Annotated in this window: 12 protein-coding genes; 6 read left to right on the top strand and 6 right to left on the bottom strand. The window is 64.9% G+C overall.

Annotation, left to right across the window (positions count from 1 at the left end):
* Positions 1-88 precede the first annotated feature (88 nt).
* From HV675_RS27505 to hutC, 5 genes are all read left to right on the top strand, one after another.
* On the top strand, positions 89-1,396 hold the full coding sequence (locus tag HV675_RS27505; protein ID WP_175114614.1) for an MFS transporter: 1,308 nt from the start codon (positions 89-91) through the stop codon (positions 1,394-1,396).
* Positions 1,397-1,872: 476 nt separating this feature from the next.
* Positions 1,873-2,556: a hypothetical protein gene (locus HV675_RS27500; protein ID WP_175114613.1), complete on the top strand. Its 684-nt coding sequence runs from the start codon at positions 1,873-1,875 to the stop codon at positions 2,554-2,556.
* A gap of 12 nt (positions 2,557-2,568) precedes the next feature.
* Positions 2,569-2,754 carry an arylamine N-acetyltransferase gene (locus HV675_RS27495; protein WP_175114630.1) on the top strand — a complete coding sequence of 62 codons (186 nt, stop codon included), beginning with the start codon at positions 2,569-2,571 and terminating at the stop codon, positions 2,752-2,754.
* Positions 2,751-3,428 carry a methyltransferase family protein gene (locus HV675_RS27490; RefSeq protein WP_175114612.1) on the top strand — a complete coding sequence of 226 codons (678 nt, stop codon included), beginning with the start codon at positions 2,751-2,753 and terminating at the stop codon, positions 3,426-3,428. The genes HV675_RS27495 and HV675_RS27490 overlap by 4 nt, the downstream gene beginning before the upstream one ends.
* Positions 3,429-3,653: 225 nt before the next feature.
* Positions 3,654-4,403 carry a histidine utilization transcriptional repressor HutC gene (hutC, locus tag HV675_RS27485; RefSeq protein ID WP_246270579.1) on the top strand — a complete coding sequence of 250 codons (750 nt, stop codon included), beginning with the start codon at positions 3,654-3,656 and terminating at the stop codon, positions 4,401-4,403.
* Positions 4,404-4,461: 58 nt separating this feature from the next.
* On the opposite strand, the gene HV675_RS27480 is transcribed toward hutC, so the two are convergent.
* Positions 4,462-7,878 (bottom strand): alpha/beta fold hydrolase, encoded by a 3,417-nt coding sequence (locus tag HV675_RS27480; protein WP_175114610.1) that lies wholly within the window; start codon positions 7,876-7,878, stop codon positions 4,462-4,464.
* Between the two features lie 309 nt (positions 7,879-8,187).
* Entirely contained in the window at positions 8,188-8,982 is a 795-nt protein-coding gene (locus tag HV675_RS27475; protein WP_175114609.1) for a hypothetical protein, read from the bottom strand.
* 418 nt (positions 8,983-9,400) lie between these two features.
* Between HV675_RS27475 and HV675_RS27470 the strand changes: the two genes are divergently transcribed.
* A complete protein-coding gene (locus HV675_RS27470) occupies positions 9,401-11,245 on the top strand; it encodes an ATP-binding response regulator (protein WP_175114608.1) in 1,845 nt (614 codons plus the stop codon).
* Between the two features lie 235 nt (positions 11,246-11,480).
* On the opposite strand, the gene HV675_RS27465 is transcribed toward HV675_RS27470, so the two are convergent.
* From HV675_RS27465 to HV675_RS27450, 4 genes are all read right to left on the bottom strand, one after another.
* Positions 11,481-12,206, bottom strand: coding sequence for a response regulator transcription factor (locus HV675_RS27465; protein WP_175114607.1), 726 nt, complete (start codon positions 12,204-12,206; stop codon positions 11,481-11,483).
* A gap of 998 nt (positions 12,207-13,204) precedes the next feature.
* The gene (locus HV675_RS27460) at positions 13,205-13,360 is read right to left on the bottom strand and encodes a hypothetical protein (protein ID WP_175114606.1); all 156 of its coding nucleotides are present in this window, start codon (positions 13,358-13,360) and stop codon (positions 13,205-13,207) included.
* The gene (cydB, locus tag HV675_RS27455) at positions 13,338-14,339 is read right to left on the bottom strand and encodes a cytochrome d ubiquinol oxidase subunit II (RefSeq protein ID WP_175114605.1); all 1,002 of its coding nucleotides are present in this window, start codon (positions 14,337-14,339) and stop codon (positions 13,338-13,340) included. The genes HV675_RS27460 and cydB overlap by 23 nt, the downstream gene beginning before the upstream one ends.
* A 131-nt stretch (positions 14,340-14,470) precedes the next feature.
* Positions 14,471-15,862, bottom strand: a complete 1,392-nt coding sequence (locus HV675_RS27450) for a cytochrome ubiquinol oxidase subunit I (protein WP_175114604.1) — start codon at positions 15,860-15,862, stop codon at positions 14,471-14,473.
* Positions 15,863-16,048: the final 186 nt, after the last annotated feature.

Genomic DNA, 16,048 nt, shown 5'->3' with positions numbered 1-16,048 from the left:
CGGAGAAAACCTCGGGGAGCCTGGCGCGCGTGCTGTATTGAAATTTCAGCTTGCGCATGACAACCGTAGTACAGGAGGAGCAGCAAAGATGGATTCAGTTACCGACACCGGCCGGGCACGCGCTGCGCGTCCCGCGAAGACGCCGCTCAATCGCTCGCAGATCGCGGGCTTCTGGGGCGCGTGGGCCGGCTGGACGCTCGACGGCATGGACTCGTTCATTTACGCGCTGGTGCTGACGCCGGCGCTGACCGAGCTGCTGCCGCGTTCGGGCTACGAAGCGACACCCGCGAATGTCGGCCTTGCCGGCTCGATCCTGTTCGCGCTGTTCCTGGTCGGTTGGGGGCTGTCGTTTATCTGGGGACCGCTCGCGGACCGCTTCGGCCGAACCAAGGTGCTGGCCTGCACGATCTTCACGTTCGCGATTTTCACCGGACTGTCGGCGACCGCGCACAACGTGTGGGAGCTCGCGATCTACCGGTTTATCGCGGGCGTCGGCATCGGCGGCGAATGGGCGCTGGCGGGCACGTACGTGGCCGAAGCCTGGCCGGAGGACCGCCGCAAGATGGGCGCCGGCTATCTGCAGACCGGCTACTACGCGGGCTTCTTCCTCGCGGCCGCACTCAATTTCACGATTGGCGTGCACTTCGGCTGGCGCGCGATGTTCCTGACGGGTGCGGTGCCGGTCGTGATCGCGATCCTGATCCTCACGCGCGTGAAGGAGTCGGAGAAGTGGCAAAAGGCCGAGACGAACGCGGTGCGCGCGAGGCCGATGCGCGAGATTTTCGGGGCGAAGTATCAGCGCCGCACGTGGGTGGCTTGCGCGCTGCTGACGATTGCGATCATCGGCTTGTGGGCCGGCGCGGTGTATGAACCGTCGGCGGTGATCCAGCTGGCGACGCGCGCCGGCTTCGGCAAGGCGGACGCGACGAAGATCGCGTCGCTGGCGACCGGTCTGTTGTCGATCGGCACGATTCTCGGCTGCCTCGCGCTGCCGCCGATGGCTGAACGCATCGGCCGCAAGATGACGCTCGCGGTGTACTTCGCAGGCATGGCGGTGACGATCGCGCTGAGTTTCGGCTGGGCGTTCTATCTGCCGAACGGGCTTGTGCCGTTTATCGCGATTCTGTTTGTGCTCGGCTTTTTCGGCGGCAACTTCGCGCTCTTCAGCTTGTGGCTGCCCGAGCAGTTTGAAACGCGCGTGCGGGCCACGGCGTTCGCGTTCTGCACGTCGTTTGGGCGCTTCGTCGGCGCCGGCGTGAACTTTCTGCTCGGCGCGGCGGTGCTCAACATGCATACGCTCGGCATTCCAGTCGCGTTGACGGCCGTGGTGTTCGTGCTCGGTCTGTTCATCATTCCGTTCGCGCCGGAGACAAAAGGGAAAACACTGCCGCAGTAACACTCGCGTCGAGGTTCGCGCTGCTTCAAGCGGCGCGCTGCGTTGCGATTCGATGCGAGCGCGCGATGCACTGTGCAGGCCGATATCTTGCTGCGAGGGCGGATGGTGACGAACCATCCGCCCTCGTGTGCGTTTTGAATCTGCTTTCCCTGGGGCCAAGCGCCGTTCGGCGCGTCTGTCCGTCGCATATCGAGAGCTCAGCGCGCCGCCTATGAGCGCGGCCAGCAAGCGCACGGCCAATAAGATTTCCTGAGCGCCGTTTCTACGCGCAGAATGAACCGTTCACAACGAGTGATGCCATGCGATGCGATCCGGATAGGCGACGCCGATCGATCCAATCGATCATCGGACCGGTGATCGTCCGATCGTCCGCCTGTCGCGATCGCGAGCGGCCGCTGGCCGAACGGGCATGCCGGCTCGCTGTCGAAGCGCACGATAACGTCCCAGTGCGCAGCAACCCGATCAGGAGGTGCAGCATGAATCGACGCATTCTTTCCGCTGCGCTGCTCGCAAGCGCAACCGTCCTTGCGAGCAACGCATCGTACGCGCAGCTCAACCTGAAGCAACTCGGTCTCGGCGGCGGGGATAACTCGTCCGGTAACGCGGCGACCGGCGCGGCGTCGGCGGGCGGCGTTTCGCAACTGTTGCAGAACTATGTCGGTGCGAACCAGCAGGTGCTGGCCGGCCAATCGGGCCTCGCATCGGCGATGGGTCTCCCGGGCGCGGCCGGCCAGGCTCAGCAGGCCGCCGGCCTGCTGAGCGGCGGCACGCCGTCGGTCAGTCAGCTGACCCAGGTCGGCAGCACGCAGCAGTCGCTGTCGCAGACGCTGACGCAGGCATTCGCGAGCCGCAGCGGCTCGGCATCGTCGGGGCCGCTCGACAAAGCGGCGTTCTCCAGCGGACTCGAATCGCTCGGCAAAGGCGTGAGCCAGTATTCGAGCCTGCAATCGAGCCTCGGCAGCGTCGGCCAGATGAATCCGGCTTCGCTGCTGCAGTCCGGTGTCAATCCGCAGAACGCGCAGGCCGCGTCGTATATCGCGCAGTCCGCGCCGGGGCAACTGCAGTCGCTGGTGTCGACGCTCACGCAGGCCGTACAGTTCGCGTCGAGCCATGGGATCAGCGTGCCGTCGATTGCAACTTCCGCACTCAAGGGGTTTTGAGGTACGACGCAGATTCCGTTCGAAAACCTGAATCCAGTCATCGGCCGCCCCGTGTCGCTTGCGATGCCGGCACTCGCGGACACGTCCGTCGCGCGTCATCGCGGCGCCTATGCATTCGGCATCGATGCAGGCGAGATCGACATCGCGGCGGTGTTCGAGCGCATCAAAGGACGCGTGTCGAGCGGCCTCACACCATGATCGCGCGGCTATTCATCCAGACCATCATCTGGCTCATCGCGATGGGCGCGGTGCTGTTCGGCGCGGCCGGCACGCTTGCGTGGCCGGCCGTCTGGCTGTATCTGCTCGAAGTGGGCGTGCTCGGACTGTGGGTCGGCCTGTGGCTCGCCCGCTACGATCCGGCTTTGCTTGCCGAGCGCATGAGCATGTTTGTGCAGCCGGCGCAAAGCCGTTGGGACAAGCGCTTTATGCTGGGCGCCGCAATCAGCTGGCTCGGCTGGTTTGTGCTGATCGGCGTCGACGCACGGCGTCTGCACAGTCACGCGATGCCCGGGTGGCTGAACGTCTGCGGCGCGCTTGCCATTTTCATCAGCATCGTCGCGACACGTGCGGTCTTCCGCGCGAACTCCTATGCGGCGCCCGTCGTCAAGATCCAGGCTGAACGCGGCCATACGGTCATCGATAGCGGGCCTTATGCGTACGTGCGTCATCCGATGTATTCGGCCGCGATGCTGTACCTCGTCGGTACGCCGCTCATGCTCGGCTCATGGTGGGGACTCGTATGCGTGCCGTTGATGGTCGCCGGTCTCGGCTACCGCGCGGTGCTCGAGGAGCGCACGCTGAACGCGGGCCTCGAAGGCTATGCCGCCTATGCGGCACGCGTGCGCTACCGGCTGGTGCCGCACGTCTGGTAGCCCGCGGCGGTACACGTATTGCGAACCCGCCGGCATCGTACGTCATGAAAATTGACACCCGCTGAAATCGTGGATAATGCTGCCGCACATGCGCGATCAGGATGCCGCGGCCGACCGGCTGCGGTATCCGGTCGAACGTCGCGGCCGCACTGTCGGCCATCCGGTTTACCCGCCGGATAGACGAGAGAGGCGCATATCACCCACGAGGTCGACGAGACAATGAACATGAACAGTCAGGCCGAAGCGATCGGCGCGCACACCGCGCACGCCAACCCGCTGCTGGCGAAGACGCATCCCGCATACGAGCAGATCAAGCGCTACGTGGTCGCGCAGATTACCGAAGGCGTCTGGAAACACGGCGCGATGATTCCTTCGGAAACCGGGTTGGCGAAGGAATTCGGTGTCGCGCGCATGACGGTGTCGCGTGCGCTGCGCGAGCTGACCAACGAGGGCGTGCTGACCCGCGTGCAAGGCGCGGGCACGTATGTGGCGCCGCAGCGTTACGAATCGACGGTGCTGGAGGTTCGCAATATCGCGGATGAGATTGCGGCGCGCGGCCATCGGCATTCGGCTCAAGTGCTCACGCTGGAGGAGAGCCACGCACCGGGTGCGCTGGACGCGCTGGGATTGTCCGCCGGTCCCGTGTTCCATTCGCGGGTCGTGCATTGCGAAGAGGGCGAGCCTATCCAGTATGAAGACCGCTTCGTGAATCCCTGCGTGTTTCCCGAGTATCTGGAACAGGACTTCACCGTCGAGACGCCGAACCGCTATATGGTGCGCGTCGCGCCGATCCAGCGCGCCGAGTTCCAGATTCACGCGCAAAAGCCCGATGCGTACGTGCGCCGTCATCTGCGCATGGAAATGGGCGAACCGTGTCTGATGCTATGGCGCCGCACGTGGGTCGGCAGCGCGATCGCGACGTCCGTGCAGCTGTGGCATCCGGCGTCGCGTTTTCATCTCGCCGGCGTGCTTTGATCGCAACGCGTGCCGCCCGCATGGCCGGCACGCGTTTCACGTCATTGAACCCGCGCGTTCAATGCGCATTCAGATGCCGCGCGATCGTCGGATACACGTCGAGCGCCGCGTTCCTGCCGAAGATGCAGTCGATATGCCCGTAACCCGGAATCAGATGCCGCTCATAGTTGTCGGCGCCGAACCGTTCGACCAGCATGTCGTACGTCATTTCGGTGCTGACCGGCAGATAGCAGCGGTTTTCGGCGCCGTGAATAAACGTGATCGGCAGGTTCATCCCGTTGAGATTGCGCAGATACACGTCATTGCCTTGCGCATCGATGATGTGCCCTTCACGCACGATCGCGGCAAGTTGAATAAACAGCTCGACATCGTGTACGCCGAACAGCTCCTGCAAATTCGCGTGCAATGGTTCGTTCAGTTGCGCGTGCTCGTAGATGAGCCCATACAAAAACGTCGCGCGGTGGCAGATCGCGCTGTTGCATTCCTCGTCGTGCTCGATCGGGAAAAAGCGCAGCGCGTCGTCGAGCAGGTTATGCGGCCATTTTTCGTGCCGCGTGTAGGCGGTCAGATCGTCGACGCCGAGGAAGCGCAGAATCTGTGGCGTATGCAAGCCCGCCTTGACCCGCTGCAACAGGCCCGGCACCAGATGCGCGGAGACCTGCGACAGCAGGACCGAACGTACGCCGGTAAGGCCCGATAGCAGCGCCATCGTCGTCGCGACTGCGCCCAGGCAGTGCGCGACCAGCTGGATGTCTTGCGCGCCGGTCAGCGCACGCACCTTCGCCACCGCCGCGGGGATGTCGTAGCGCGCAATCGCATCGGCGGTGGTCGGGTCGGTGGCGCCCGGCAACTCGATGCTCACGCGCAGGTCGACCAGCCACACGTCGTAGCCCGCGGCGCACAGGAATTCGACGAGGTTCGTGTCGATCAGATCGGTCGAGAAAATGCGGCTCGATACGCCGGAGCCGTGCACGAGCAGCACCGGACCCTTGGCGCCGCCGTGATAGCGCGTCAGACGCAATGTGCGGTTGTCCGGCTCGGGCGTATTGAAGTACGTGACCTGCGGTGCGGGCGCGCGCAACGCGCGGCGCACGCGCGGCGTCACGTCCTCGCCGGCGAACTGCAGCGGTGCGGCCACGCCGCCGTATTCGGTGAACAGCACGCCGGCGAAAAACTCGCCGAATTTCTTCGTCCATTTGAGCCGCGTTTCCAGATCGGGCGCATTGGTCACTTCGATCGTGCGCTGCTGCCTGAGAAAATTTTCCGGCGTGATGACGAGCGTCGCCTTGCCGAGCAACGCCGCATCGGGCGCTTCCGAGACGCGCACATCGGCGTAGAGCGTATTGGTTTGCTCCCACAGATCGAGCAGCGATGAGCGCGTGATGATCTTCTGGCCGAACAGGAAATACGTCTTTCCGTCAGTCGCATTGAGCGTCATCCGATAGTTCATATTGCGGCGCTCGACATGCTCCGGATCGACGATAAACAGGTTGAAGCGGCCGTTCGAAATCTGCAACGGTTCCGGCGACAACGCCGCGCAGGTCAACGTGCCGATCATGCTGGCCGTGTGCCGCGGGTTCTCGAGCATGTCCGCCAGATCGTTCGACTCGACGGTCAGCGTGAAGCTCATCGGCACGCGTTGATCCGCGCCGGCGCCGTCCGGCCCATACGTGCCTTTCATCGTTTCGGTGAAGCGCAAGCCGATTTTCGGCTGCGGCGGCGGGGCCGTGGTGCCGGCCTCCGTGTAGTCGATCTGCCAGCCGTGCGCCTGCGCGAGCCGCGCGCAATTGCGCTCGGCGAGCGCGGAAATGGTCAGCAGCGGATTCACGCCGAGCGAGATCGGCATCACCGCGCCGTCCATCACGTAGAGGCCCGCATGCACGGCGTTGCCGGTCACGCCGGAAAACACGCGCCCGGCCTCGTCGACCACACCATGGTCCGCGTCCTCGGCCATCGCGCAGCCGCCCAGCGGATGCACGGTGACGGTGTGGTTGCGAAACATATCGGAGGAGATCGGGTTGCGCACATACTCGCCGCCGATCGCACGGGTCGCCGTTTCGAGCGTGTGCTCGACGACGTCGTAAATGGGCTGTTTGCCTGCATTCGGCCAGGCGACACGCGGGCGGCCGGCGCGGTCGACCGTGATGCGGCCGCTTTCGTCGTCGTGCGACATCACGAGGTAGGTTTGCGTATTGCGCATCGCGCCGTAATGCGGGCCGCGCAGCATGCTTTCGATCACGCGTGCCTCGTCCGCCAGCGGCGGTTCGCGCTTGGGGTCGGGCATCGCGACGCCTTCGGCCGGCGCGGCGGCGCCAAGCACCGTGGCCATCAAGCCGCCGATCGGCGACGCGATCGAGCCTTCCTCGATCACGAAGCCGTCCCGCACATCGGGCGTATTGCGATGATCGATGATGCCGGTGATGGTCGGGCCGACCGGCGGCAGTTCGCGGCGCCACTGCGCGCCCCAGCCGACGCCGTTGATGTCGTGATCCGTGTTGAACGCGAAGGCGAGCACGTCGCCGTTGCTGGTGAAGTGATGGCCCAGTTGCGCCGACACCGGCAGGCCCGCCTCGTTCGAGCGCAACAGGATCGCGGTCGAGCCGAGCGTGCCGGCCGACAGAATCACGATGTCCGCGGTAATCGACATGTCGGGCGCGCCGTACAGATCGCGGTCGAGTTCGACCGGCTGATAGCGTACGAGCCATTTCTGCTGCGCTTCGTCGCGTATCACCGAATGCACGGCGACGCCGGTGAAAATCTGCGCGCCGTGCGCAACCGCATCGGGCAGATAGTTCATATGCGTCGAATTTTTCGCGTCGTAGTTGCAGCCTGAATTGCAGTCGCCGCAGCCGACGCACGCCTGCTGATCGACGCCCGCGGCGTTCTTGCCGTCCTTGAACGTGACGGTGATCGGCGGCCGGTAGAAACGGTCCGCCATGCCGAGCTTTTGCGCGGACAACTCGAGCGCGGCGAGTTTCGGCAACGGCTTGGGCTCCGTTTTGGGATTCGGGTTGAAGTCTTCCGGCAGCTTCGACGGCTGCAGCATCGCGTTCGCGAGCGCGTAGCCCGCGTCGCGGCCGGCCTTGTCGGCGCGAATCGCGGCGGGCCAGCGCGGATCGTCCCAGAGCCGGTCGTCCGGCTGGAGCGCGACGTTCGCATTGATCAGCGACGTGCCGCCAAGACCGCAGCCGACCACCACGTTCACATCCGGGTTCATGTGCATCTCGAGCAGCGCGAGCGGCGAGCCTTGCTGGCCGATGTCGGTGTCGGTGTTGTACTGCATCTGCGTGAGGCCTTCGAGCGGTGTCGACGGATACTCGCCGGCCATAAATTCGCGGCCGCGCTCGAGCAGGCAGACGTCGCGTTTCGCGCGCGCCATGCGGCTTGCCGCGATCGCACCACCGTAACCCGAGCCGACCACCACGACCTCGTAATGCGGTTTCATCGCCTCAAGGGCGCTGGACAAGCGGTTCATGGACCACCTCTTTATTCGAATATGCAGGGCGGGGGAACCCTGACGATGAAAACGGCTGGCGCGCGCAGCCTGTTCGCAGCCTAATCATCCTGGACTGCGTTCTGGAAAAAGCAATGAAAATCGTGTGACGTGAAGCGTTGGCGACGGGCAGCGCGCACGGGTATGGATCGCAGCTGGCCTCAGGCCGCGAACGGCGGCTTTCTGGCCGGCCTTTCAGGTCGCGTTTTATGACCCTCTGCGTGAACTTCCGTGACCCGACACACGGCCTTTCATGTGGACCTGTTGCTCAGACCTTGTTATGCGGACCTGTTACGCGGCCGCTTCAAATACTTCGTCCTCGCGGCTCGACTCGACGGCGAGCAGGTTCAGCGCGACCAGCATCGCCGCGCGATTGCCGAGGTCGATCTCGATGCCGAGCACGTCGGTGAGCCAGCGGCCGATTTTCGTGTTGGAAAAATCCGCGGCGTCGGCCGTTTTCTTCATGGTGACGCCGAGCTTCACGGCGCGATAGTGATACGACGGTACGCGGTGCTGCGCGGCCACCGCCGACAGGCCGCCCTTGCATTCGGAGCACCAGCCGAGGCTGCCGGCGAGCACGACGCGCTCGGGTTCGTCGAGGCTCGCGATAAATTCACGGGCGGCGGCGCGCACGCGCTGTTCGTCGAGTCCGTATTGCAGCAGCACGCTCTGGATGGGGTCGTCGAGCGCGTGCGCGCGCAGATCGATTTCCTGCGTGACGCCTTCGTTTTCCATCGATACGTTGCGCTGATGACTGGCGCTGCGCAGGCAGTCGATCAGATAGCGGCGGAAGTACGCGCAGATCGCAAAGCTGTTGGACGGCGCGCTTTCGGGGCACGCATGCGACTCCATATGGCCGGGCGCGAGGCGCAGCACTTTCGCATAGATGAACTGGTGCACGAGCTCTTCCTTGTCTTCGCCGAGCGCGTGCAATTCGAGCGGATGGTAGCCGCGCAGCGCGCGCTTCACGAGGTCGTACATCGACACCATTTCGTCATCCGAAAGCTGGGTGCGGCGGCGCCACAGATCGGGGAGGATCGCCTCGTCGAGGGGTCGTGCGAATTCATGACTCGATACCGCGCCCATGGAAGCCTCCGTCGGGGTGAAGGGCAAGGAGCGCGGTGAGGGCGGTTGGTCCGCCGGGGCCTTGTGACAAGGCGTTGAATCAAGGTCTTCGCGTGCTTCGGAAGACCGCATGCCGCGCTGGAATTGGTATGCAGTATGATTTTTTAGCGAGGCGTCGCCTATATGGATTAAGTGATAGCTGGAGGGTAAACCGATGGGTAAACCAGGACGGGGCGCGGACGTTATGCTTATCGATTAGCGGGCTTGAGGACAGACGCTTGCGCTTGTGCGACGCATCATGAGAATCGCAAGGTAACGCGCAAGTGGAATATTGCGGCGGTAGACTCTGCGCAAGTGAAAACAACGAGCCTGGCAGCCCCTTCCCTGCGAGCACCGCCGCGCAAGCCGACCCAGGACGACTCGACAAGGAGACCGCACGATGCGGGCTGACCCGATCCAGCGTGCCATCGACGAAGACCTCGTGCGCGTACTTTACGCGCAAGACCCGATCGCCTTTTTCACGCACTGGTTCTCGATCGCGCTGCTGGTCGCGCTGTACTGGGTCGACATGCCGTACCCGCAGCGCTTCGCCGCGTGCTTCATCTTCTACTCGCTCGCGAACTGCGCGGGCCTCGTGCTGTGGATGTGCCATCGCCGCTGGCCCGGCGCGCTGCAGCCGCGCGTCTGGATCTACCTGCACGCGTTGCGCAACGCGCTGCTCTATGCGGCGCCGGGTCTCGCGATCTGGTTCGCGTTCCAGAGCGCCCACACGAACCTGCCGCTGCTGCATACGGTGCTGATCGTCACGCTCGCTGCCGGCGTATTCATGTCGAACGGTTTTGACGTCGTCAATTTCTCGACGTCGATCGCGTTCCTGCTGCTGCCCGCGATCGTGCTGCATTTCGGCGTGCACACGTTCGACCGCACCATTCTCGCGATCGTTCTCGCGTTCTTCTTCGGCGCCATCAACGTGTATGCGCTGAGCTACCGCAAGCTGTTCCAGCGCGTCGTGCAGGCACGCATCGATCAGCAGACGCTTGCCGAGTCGCTGGCCGCGCAGAAGCTCGTCGCCGAGGAGGCGAGCCTCGCGAAAACGCGCTTTTTCGCCGCGGCGAGCCACGATCTGCGCCAGCCGCTGCACGCCATCGGCCTGTTGGCCGCGTCGCTGAACGATCCGGCCGCGGCGCCCACGCAGCACGCGAAGACCGCCGACCACATCGTCAACAACGTCGAGGCGCTGAACCAGCTGTTCAATCAGGTGCTGGATCTCGCGCGGCTCGAAAGCGGCGTCACCCAGGTGATCAGGCTGCATTTTCTGCTGTCCGAACTGTTCGATCGCGTCGGCAACCAGTACTGGCCGCAGGCCGCGGCAAAGGGTCTCGCGCTGCGCATCGCGCCGACGGCCGCCGTCGTGCACGGCGATCCGGTGCTGCTCGAACGGATTCTGAGCAACCTGCTATCGAATGCGGTGCGCTATACGGAAAGCGGTGCGATCTGGATGGGTTTCAGGCGCTCGGGCCGCCGTGCGGGCGGCTATATCGAGGTGCGTGATTCCGGTATCGGCATTCCACCCGACGAACACAAACGGATTTTCGAAGAGTTCTATCAGGTCGCGAACCCGCAGCGCGATGCGCGCCAGGGGCACGGCCTCGGCCTGCCGACCGTCAAGCGTCTCGTCGAGCTGCTCGGCGCAGAGCTGCACCTGCGCTCGGTGCCGGGACGCGGCTCGGTGTTCCGCTTTACCGTCGATGCCGGCGATCCCGCGCGCATCGTCGCAGGGCTGGACACGGCTGCGAGCGGCGCGCCGGCCGTGGTCGGGCGCCGCGTGCTATGCATCGACGACGAACCCGCGATTCTCGAAGGACTTTCCAGCCTGCTTGGGCGTTGGGGTTGCATCGTGCGCGGTGTGCGCGACGAGAACGAGGCGCTGCTCGCACTCGACGACGGCTTCATGCCCGACGCGGTGCTATGCGACTACCAGCTGGCCAACCACCGGACCGGCGCGCAGGCGCTCGCCGTGGTCCGCGACGCGCTGCGCCGGCGCGGCCGCAGCCACGTCGTGACGCTGCTGATTACCGGCGATATGGCGTCGGCCGAACTGCAGGCGCTCGCGTCGGCAGGCATTCCGGTGTTGCACAAGCCGGTGACCGCGGCACGCCTGCGCCGCACGCTGGAGATGTTGTGGCAGCAGCCGGACTTGCCGCTGGTGCTGGCGGCGTCCGCGCAGGCCGAACAGGAAGCGCCAGGCGGGGCGCCGCACGCGATGCTGGGACCGCAGGGGTAACGCATCGCGCGTCGGCAGGCCGCGAACATTGTCGACGTCGAGGTCGAGGTCGAGAGTTCGACCGGGCGACGGGCCGCGCGGTATCACGCGACGATGTGTGAAGGTGTCGGCGCTGCCGGGTCCGGCGGCGCGTGCTTGCGCTCATGCAACGACGGCACGCGTCAGCGCGCGCCGCTGCTGCTGCAACGACGCTGCGCAGGCGCACCGGTTCTCGCTCGCGCTCGCTCCCACGCCGCTAGAGCACTTTCCCGGTCTCCAGCCAGCCGTTGATCACGGCGATCGCCGTCGCGCGGTTATGCACGCCGAGCGCGCGAAAAATCACCGACAGATGCACCTTGACCGTGCCTTCGGCGACACCGAGATCGCGCGCGATCATCTTGTTGGTCCAGCCGCGATGCACGAGCCGCATGATTTCCTGCTGGCGCGGCGACAGGTTTTCGAGCAGATGCCGCTGATGCGGCTGCAAGGCTGCGACGCGCGCGACCGGTTCGGGCTCCGGGCTCGAGCCCGAGGTGACGGGCGCTGCAACGGCAGCGCCGGCCGCGACCGCTTCGCGCGCGCCGAGCAGGCTGAGCGCCTCCATCGGCACATAGGCGCCGCCCGACAGCACGAGCTCGATCGCCTTGAGCATCACGCTGGCCGGCTGCCGTTTCGGCACGAAGCCGAGCGCGCCCGCGGCGAGCACCGCGCGCATCTCGTCGGGCGATTCTTCCGCGGACAGCACCACCACCGGCAACGCCGGATTTGCCTTCAGCAGGCCTTCGAGCGACGCCGCACCGGTCATGCCGGGCATGTGCAGATCGACGATCGCGAGATCGTGATTCGCGTCGGGCCGCGCAAGGGCGACGAGGGTTTCCCAGCTGTCGGCTTCATCGAACTGCGCTGCTGCATCGAGTCCGCGCAACAGTCCTTTGACGCCTTGGCGGATCAGTTCATGGTCGTCGGCCACAAGAAACTTCATGATGTCTCCGCGAGTTGGCCCTGCCGGTTCTTCATGCCGCCGCTGCGCCGCGGTCAAGCCGCTTGCCGCGGCGCGGTGATCTGCCGGGGCCGAAGCGAATGGCGCCCACCGCCGCACGCGGTGCCGCGCCATCCGTTCGCCGAGCCGCGGCGCGCGCGCCCGTCGCAAGGCTGGCGCGCCGCGGTTCGCTGCATTCCCCGCGATCCGCCATCGACGGATCGTAGCAGCGACTGCGTGTTGCACGATGCGTACTGCTTGCCGCTTGTTATATCGCCTGTCATACCTTGTGTTGCCGCCCGCGCCACGGCCCAACTTCCGGCCCTGGTGCGGCTGCCGTCCGGCGGCCTGCCAGCGCGGCTCTGGGTCCGCTTCCGGTGGCGCGCTCTGGTTGCCGGGCTGGTTGCCCGACAGTTGCCCGCTGGTTGCTTATTGTTGGCGTCCTCCGCGGCGAATGCAATCGTGCCGGTGCCGGACGCGGTCCCTCGCGCTACCGCATCGTTCGCCGGCCGCACGGCCCGCTGCCGGACCGTCGCGGCAGCGGCGGGCGCTGCGGCATTGTGTGGCGCGATGTCTGCGCACCGCGGCCTGCTACGTAGACGAGCGCGCTGAAACGTTTTTGAAGGCGGGGGCGCTTCGCGAAGTGATAGACGAAAGGCTTATCCGCAGGCGGTTTGCGCGGCGCATGCGGCGCCGACGGGCCGTTGATGCGCGAACGCCGATCATCCGGATCGGCGTGTGCGGGAGAAAAGAGGACAACGCCGCGCTACGGCGTGTTTTGCGTTTGGTTGCGCGCTAGCGCGCCCGCGCCCGCGCCCGCGCAAAGCCGCAAAGCCGCAAAGCCGCAAAGCCGCAAAGCCGCAAAGCCGCAAAGCCGCAAAGCCGCAAAGCCGCAAAGCCGCAAAGCCGCAAAGCCGCAAAGCCGCATAGGCACACATCTGCACACTCGCGAACGCGTTCGCCACGCCACGCCACGCTGCACTGCACATGACGAACAGCCCCTAGCGGCTGACCGCAAACAGCGTCGCGTTCATCAGCAGCTTGAACGCAAAGCCTACTGCCATTGCGCTGCCGACACCGGCGCACCACAGCGCGACGAACCACAGCCAGCCGGACAGGCGGCGCGGGCGCGCGTCAATGGTAGTGGACTTCGCCATGACGCACCTTGCCGCGAAACACCCAGTAACCCAACGTCGTGTACGCGATGATGATGGGGAGAATCACCGCGGCGCCGGCCAGCGTAAACATCTGGCTCGAGCGCGGCGCGGCCGCTTGCCAGATTGTCATGCTCGACGGAATCGCATACGGCCACAAACTGACCAGCAGCCCGATATAGCCGAGCAGCACGAGCCCGAGCGCGAGCACGAACGGCGTGTTGTGATGCCGCTCGCGCACCGCGCGGTACATGAAGAACGCGCACAGCGCGACGAGGAACGGCACCGGCAGCAGCCGCTCGAACAGCCCGGAATCGAACCAGCGCTGCGCGATGTTCGGATCCTGCAGCGGCGTCCACAGGCTGACGAGCGCGATAAACACGAGCAGCACAACGGTGAGCGGCCAAACCACACGATGCAGGCGGCGCTGCAGATCGCCGTCGGTCTTCGCGACGAGCCAGCAGCAGCCGAGCAGCGCGTAGGTTGCGACGAGCCCGAGTCCGGTCAGCAGCGTGAACGGCGTAAGCCAGCCAAACGCGCTGCCGGCAAACGCGTCGTTCCTGACCGGAATGCCTTGCAGGAACGCGCCGAGCGCGATGCCCTGAAAGAACGTGGCGCCCGCCGAGCCGCCGATGAAGGCGAGATCCCACAAGTGCCTGGTGCGGTTCGCCTTCGCGCGGATCTCGAACGACACGCCGCGGAAAATCAGGCAGCCGAGCATAAAGACAAGCGGCAGATACAGTGCGGACAGCACCGTTGCATAGACAACCGGAAACGCCGCGAACAGGCCCGCGCCGCCGAGCACGAGCCAGGTTTCGTTGCCGTCCCACACGGGTGCGACGGTATTGATCATCAGGTCGCGCTCACGCTCGTCGGGAAAGAATGGAAACACGATGCCGATGCCGAGATCGAAGCCGTCGAGCACGACATACAGGAAGAGGCCGAGCGCAATGATCGCAGCCCACACTACAGTGACGTCCATCTTGTTCCTCGCAAATATCGATCAGATTCAGGGCCGAACGCGTTCAGGCGGCCGAGCCTTGGGGCCGGCTCATGCGGCCACTCATATGCAGCTACTCATATGCAGCCATTCATGCGCCACTCACGCAGCCCTCACGCAGCAGGCAGCGCATGGTTCGCGGGGCGGCCGTGCACCTCGCCCGGCACACCGTCGGGCGTGCCGCCCGGGAGCGCGGGGCCGCCGTGCATCAGCTTGAACAGGTAGTAGACGCCGGTGCCGAACACGAGGAAGTAGATGACGATAAACGCCATCAGCGAGATGCCGACCTGCTGCGCGGTCAGCGGCGACACCGCGTCGACCGTGCGCTTCATGCCGTAGACGACCCACGGCTGGCGGCCCACTTCAGTCGTGATCCAGCCGGCGAGCAGCGAGATAAAGCCGGTCGGTCCCATCGCGAGCGCGCAGCGCTGGAACCACTTCGCGTCATATAGCCGGCCGCCGCGGCGCAAGATCCACGACGTCAGCGCGAAGACGATCATCAGCGTGCCGAGACCCGCCATCACGCGGAAGCTCCAGAACACGACTGTCGAATCCGGGCGATCCTGCGGCGGGAAGTCTTTCAGGCCGCGAATCTGGCCGTCCCAGCTATGCGTGAGGATCAAGCTGCCCAGATGCGGAATCGATACCGCGTAGCGCGTGGTTTCGGCCTGCATGTCCGGGATGCCGAACAGGTTCAGCGCGGTGCCGTCTTTTTCGGTGTTCCACAACCCTTCGATGGCCGCGATCTTCGCAGGTTGATATTTGCGCGTATTCAGACCGTGCTGGTCGCCGACGAAGGCCTGGATCGGCGCGAGGATCAGCAGCATCCAGAGCGCCATCGAGAACATTTTTTTCACGGCGGCGTCACGCCGGCCCTTCAGCAGATGCCATGCGCCGACCGCCGAGACGACCAGCGCGGTCACGATAAACGCGGCGAGCGCCATATGCACGAGGCGGTACGGAAACGAAGGATTGAAAATGATCTTGAACCAGTCGACCGGCACGACGTGTCCATCGACGACCTCGACGCCTTGCGGCGTTTGCATCCAGCTATTCGACGCGAGAATCCAGAAGGTGGAGATCAGCGTGCCGACGGCGACCATCAGCGTCGCGCCGAAGTGCGCGCGTGCGCTTACGCGCTGCCAGCCGAACAGCATGATGCCGAGAAAGCCCGCTTCGAGAAAGAACGCGGTCATGACCTCGTACATCAGCAGCGGGCCGGTGACGGGGCCTGCGAATGCGGAGAAGCCCGACCAGTTGGTGCCGAACTCGTAGCTCATCACGACGCCGGACACGACACCCATGCCGAACGCGACCGCGAAGATTTTCGACCAGAACAGGCACAGGTCTTTGTAGTACGCCTTGCCGGTTTGCAACCAGCGCCATTCGAGCACCGCGATAAAACTCGCGAGCCCGATGGAGAGCGCCGGAAACACGATATGGAAAGAAATGGTGAACGCGAACTGAAGTCGCGCCAGATCGAACGCGGAAAGGGCGGTGTGCATTTTTCGATACCGGGGATTCGAACCACGCACGGCGACTCATGTCGACGTGCCACTGCGCTTCGCAGATGAACGCAAGCGTAGGGGAACGTAGCGAATCGTGCTGCGCTGCGACGTGCGTCGAAATTACGCGGCGGGACGCATTGCCGCACGCGCATCAAGCGAGGTAAATAGTTGATTGGTATCAAA

The organism is Paraburkholderia solisilvae, from assembly GCF_902859875.1.
GTDB classification, from domain to species: domain Bacteria; phylum Pseudomonadota; class Gammaproteobacteria; order Burkholderiales; family Burkholderiaceae; genus Paraburkholderia; species Paraburkholderia solisilvae.
This window is presented reverse-complemented; position numbering and strand designations above follow the sequence as displayed.

Coding starts and splice junctions, on each gene's coding strand:
- hutC (WP_246270579.1), top strand. CDS start 3,654: ATGAACAGTCAGGCCGAAGCGATCGGCGCGCACACCGCGCACGCCAAC.
- cydB (WP_175114605.1), bottom strand. CDS start 14,339: ATGGACGTCACTGTAGTGTGGGCTGCGATCATTGCGCTCGGCCTCTTC.
- HV675_RS27450 (WP_175114604.1), bottom strand. CDS start 15,862: ATGCACACCGCCCTTTCCGCGTTCGATCTGGCGCGACTTCAGTTCGCG.
- HV675_RS27505 (WP_175114614.1), top strand. CDS start 89: ATGGATTCAGTTACCGACACCGGCCGGGCACGCGCTGCGCGTCCCGCG.
- HV675_RS27500 (WP_175114613.1), top strand. CDS start 1,873: ATGAATCGACGCATTCTTTCCGCTGCGCTGCTCGCAAGCGCAACCGTC.
- HV675_RS27460 (WP_175114606.1), bottom strand. CDS start 13,360: ATGGCGAAGTCCACTACCATTGACGCGCGCCCGCGCCGCCTGTCCGGC.
- HV675_RS27475 (WP_175114609.1), bottom strand. CDS start 8,982: ATGGGCGCGGTATCGAGTCATGAATTCGCACGACCCCTCGACGAGGCG.
- HV675_RS27480 (WP_175114610.1), bottom strand. CDS start 7,878: ATGAACCGCTTGTCCAGCGCCCTTGAGGCGATGAAACCGCATTACGAG.
- HV675_RS27465 (WP_175114607.1), bottom strand. CDS start 12,206: ATGAAGTTTCTTGTGGCCGACGACCATGAACTGATCCGCCAAGGCGTC.
- HV675_RS27490 (WP_175114612.1), top strand. CDS start 2,751: ATGATCGCGCGGCTATTCATCCAGACCATCATCTGGCTCATCGCGATG.
- HV675_RS27470 (WP_175114608.1), top strand. CDS start 9,401: ATGCGGGCTGACCCGATCCAGCGTGCCATCGACGAAGACCTCGTGCGC.